Below are 3936 nucleotides of genomic sequence, written 5' to 3'. Positions count from 1 at the left end.
CGTGAGCATCCACCCGGTGATGCTCAGGCAGATCGCCGCGACGCCGATCCCGACGAGGACCACCCGGTTGCCGGTGATCCCCCGCCGCCAGGAGAGTCCGGCGATCACGAGCGACACCACGACGGCGCCGACGAGCACCACCGAGAAGAGGGTCCCGCCGCTCGCGCCGAACAGCACGATGGCCGTCAGGCCCGAGGCGCTCGCCCCCGAGGTGATGCCGATCACGTCGGGGCTCGCGATCGGGTTGCGGACGACGCTCTGCACGATGCCACCGGCCACGCCGAGCGATGCCCCCACGAGCATCGCGCCGGCGACCCGGGGGCCGCGGAGCTGTCCGATCACGAAGTCCGAGATCGTGTCGCCGTGCCCGACGAGCGCGCTCGCGACCTGCACGGGCGACAGCGGGATCTCGCCGACGCCGAGCCCGACGAGCACGAGGACGAGGAGCAGGACGAGCACGGCCACGAGCACGAGGGCCTCGCGGCGACGAGCGGTCGGGCGCACCGTGGTCACAGTCCCTTCACCGCCCGCGACCGGACGAGCCAGATGAACACCGGTGCACCGATGAGCGCGGTCACGATGCCGACCTGCAGCTCCCCCGGGTAGGCGACGACGCGCCCGATGACGTCGGCGACCAGCAGGAGGGCCGGCGCGACGACGGCGGACAGGAGGATCGTCCAGCGGTGGTCGGGCCCGCTCAGCCGACGCACCGCGTGCGGGACGGCGAGCCCGATGAAGGCGATCGGTCCGGCCGCGGCGACCGCCGACCCGGCGAGCAGCACGGTGACGACGCCCCCGACGGCACGGACGAGCACGACCCGCTGCCCGAGCGAGGCGGCCAGTTCGTCGCCGAGCGCCAGCGTGTTGAGCGACCGGCCGAGACCGAACGCGATGACGAGCCCGACGAGGACCGGCACCGTGATGACGCCGGCGGTGCCGAGGTCCTTGCCGGCGAGGGCACCGACCTGCCAGAAGCGGAGCTGGTCGAGCAGGCTCTGGCTCGTCACGAGCACCGCGGTGGTGATCGACGACAGCGCGGCGGCGACGACGGCCCCCGCGAGCGCGAGCCCGACCGGCGACAGGCCGCGGCGCGCGACGGCGGCGATGCCGTAGACGAGGAGCGCGGCGAGGGCGGCGCCGACGAACGCGAACGGCAGGTAGGCAGCGGTGCCGCTGATCCCGAACAGCGCGATCCCGGCGACCACCGCGAGGGCGGCCCCCGAGTTGATCCCGAGGACGCTGGGGTCGGCGAGCGGGTTCCGCGTCACGCCCTGCATGACCGCGCCGGCGACTCCGAGCGCGGACCCGGCGAGGAGCCCGACGACCGTGCGGGGCACCCGGTTGCCGAGGACGATCAGGCCGATCTCGTCGTTCCGCCCCGGGTGCATCACGGTGTCGAGCACCGTGCCGAGCGGGATCGGACGCGACCCGAAGGCCACCGAGAGCGCCACCGCCACGACGAGGACGACCACGGCCAGCACGGTGGCACCGGCGAGGCGGGGCACGGAGCTGGGCGCGGGAGGGGTGGGCGACGGCGAACGCATGGGAAGTAAGGCAACCCTAACGGACGATCCCGCACGTCGACCCCCGATCAGCCCGTACGGCGACCCCCGAGCAAGCCGTGAGCAGCCGCAGGGTCCGTTCATAGGTTCGTCATGGGAACCGGGCCTGTACTCGTACCCATCGACGCCCGACCGGGCCGTCGAGGGACGACCGGAGAGCACCGATGAACGAGACCCCGAACCCCGCCGCCGACGAGAACGGCACCGCCCGCACCGACGCTGCGCAGCCGCAGGCCGGGGCGACGTGGGAGGCACCGCACGCCGACCCGTCGACCCTCCGCTCGGCGTACGCGTTCGACGGCAGCGGCCCGTACCTCTACGGCCCCGACGGCTCCGGCCCCTACGGGTACACCCCCGACGGCCGCGGTCCGTTCCGCATCGGCAGCCCGGCACTCCCCGGCTTCCAGCACGGCTGGGTGCACGGCGCTGCGACGGCCGACCACGGTGTGGCGTCGGCGAACCACGGGTTCGCCCCCACGAACCACGGCACGAAGCGCCCCCGTCGCCTCGGACTGATGATCGGGTCCGGGATCGCCGCGCTCGCGATCGTCGGTGCCGCCGGCGGGACCGCGCTCGGGCTGTCCTCGCAGCACACGACGACCACCTCGAGCCAGTCGCAGGGCACCACGACGCTGCCGGGCACCGGGTCCGGCACGGGCTCCGGGACCGACGGCAGCGGCACCAACGGCTTCACGGTGCCCGGAGACGGCACCGGTTCGAGCGACGGCAGCAGCGGCACGAGCACGCAGTCCGCCGCGACCGCGGCGACGAGCGCCCAGAAGAAGGGCGTCGTGACCATCAACACCGTCCTCAACTACGACGAGTCGTCGCAGGCGGCCGGCACGGGCATGATCCTCACGTCGAACGGGACGATCCTCACGAACAACCACGTGATCCAGGGTGCGACGAGCATCACGGTCACCGACGAGACGACCGGCAAGGAGTACAAGGCGGACGTCGTCGGCACCGACGCGACGCACGACGTCGCGGTCCTCAAGCTCGAGGGCGCGTCGGGGCTGTCCACCGTGACGCTCGACGACGACGGCGAGCCGAGCACCGGCGACACCGTGACCGACGTCGGCAACGCCGAGGGCACGGGCAACCTCGTCGCCGCCGAGGGCACCGTGACCGCGACCGACCAGGACATCCAGGTGCAGAGCGAGTCGGGCACCGGCACGGAGTCGCTGCAGGGCCTCATCGAGGTCGCCGCGGACATCGTCTCGGGCGACTCCGGCGGTCCGGTCCTCGACAGCGAGGGCGAGGTCGTCGGCATGGCGACCGCGGCCTCGTCGGGCACCGCGGACGTCACCGGGTACGCGATCCCGATCACCACGGCGAAGTCGATCGCGGACAAGATCCTCGCGGGCGAGTCCTCGTCGACCATCACCATCGGGCTGCCGGCGTTCCTCGGGGTCGAGGTCAGCGGGACCGCCTCGACCGGCGGCGTCGCCGTCGCGGGCACGGTCGAGGGCTCGGGTGCCGCGTCGGCCGGTCTCGCCGCCGGCGACACCATCACGAGCATCGACGGCACGGCCGTGGCGAGCTCGGACGCCCTGACCTCGGCGATCCAGTCGCACTCGGTCGGCGACAAGGTGACGGTCGGCTACACCGACAGCACCGGCGCCGCGAAGACCGTGACGGTCACCCTGACCGCCGGCCCCGCCGCGTAGCGGGAGCGGGAGCGGCTCAGCCGAGCAGCGCCCGCACCACCGACCGGTAGACGTTCGCCGGGGAGTCCGTCGTGAAGACGGTCTCCCCGGCTTCCGTGCGTCCGACCCGTGCGAAGCCCTGCCCCGCGGCGCGCACGACCACGATCGGGTTCGGCTTGCCCGGTCGACGCAGCGACGACACCGTCCACGAAGCCGCCCAGAAGCGCGCCAGCCGAGGGTCCGCCTCGGCGGTCGCCGTCGGCAGGTCGGCTGCTGCCTCCGACCCGGAGGTCCGGCGCGCGAGCAGGTCCGCCGGGAGCGACCCCGTGCGGAACGGGAAGGTCCATGCCGGACCGATGCCGAGCCTCCCGGCCACGATCGCGACCACGCGCTCGACCGGCAGCTGCGCGATCACCGCGCCCGTCTCGTCCGTCCCGTCCACGACGGTCTCCGACCAGGCCTGGAGGCGCGTGGTGCGCCCGTCGGGCAGCCGCTGTTCCAGCGTGACCGGCTGGGCGTCGCCCTCCCACGGCGCCGAGGAGCGCCTGCGTCGGTTCCGGGGAGGGTGCCAAGCCGGCCGACCAGGCCGGGCTCTATGAACTCCGGTCGGCCGGCGTGCGGAGGATTGTGGGGTTCCACCGACGGCCCCCGAGGGAGCGCAAGTGGCCAAGTGCCTCGGTGCCAAGGTGGGTGCCTCAAAGGTCGGCCCGGGCGCGGGTCCGGGA

The 3936-nt window shown here is 73.7% G+C and carries 4 protein-coding genes; 1 reads left to right on the top strand and 3 read right to left on the bottom strand.

Features of this window, described 5'->3' with window-relative positions; all coding sequences use genetic code 11:
• Both I5E_RS00065 and I5E_RS00060 read right to left on the bottom strand, forming a co-directional pair.
• Positions 1–513, bottom strand: a 513-nt coding sequence (locus tag I5E_RS00065) for an iron chelate uptake ABC transporter family permease subunit (RefSeq protein ID WP_022905202.1), incomplete at its 3' end; no start/stop codon positions are given.
• Positions 510–1505 carry a FecCD family ABC transporter permease gene (locus I5E_RS00060; RefSeq protein ID WP_022905201.1) on the bottom strand — a complete coding sequence of 332 codons (996 nt, stop codon included), beginning with the start codon at positions 1503–1505 and terminating at the stop codon, positions 510–512. The genes I5E_RS00065 and I5E_RS00060, both read right to left, overlap by 4 nt.
• Before the next feature lie 221 nt (positions 1506–1726).
• Between I5E_RS00060 and I5E_RS00055 the strand changes: the two genes are divergently transcribed.
• Positions 1727–3232, top strand: coding sequence for a S1C family serine protease (locus I5E_RS00055; RefSeq protein ID WP_022905200.1), 1506 nt, complete (start codon positions 1727–1729; stop codon positions 3230–3232).
• Positions 3233–3248: 16 nt separating this feature from the next.
• Here the strand turns inward: I5E_RS00055 and I5E_RS00050 are convergent, their stop codons facing one another.
• Positions 3249–3653: a hypothetical protein gene (locus I5E_RS00050; protein WP_022905199.1), complete on the bottom strand. Its 405-nt coding sequence runs from the start codon at positions 3651–3653 to the stop codon at positions 3249–3251.
• Between the last annotated feature and the right edge of the window lie 283 nt (positions 3654–3936).

The sequence above is a fragment of the Curtobacterium sp. B18 genome (assembly GCF_000333375.1).
Taxonomy (GTDB): Bacteria; Actinomycetota; Actinomycetes; order Actinomycetales; family Microbacteriaceae; genus Curtobacterium.
The sequence above is the reverse complement of the archived record's forward strand: the minus strand, read 5'-3'. Positions and strand labels throughout refer to the sequence as shown.

Coding starts and splice junctions, on each gene's coding strand:
- I5E_RS00055 (WP_022905200.1), top strand. CDS start 1,727: ATGAACGAGACCCCGAACCCCGCCGCCGACGAGAACGGCACCGCCCGC.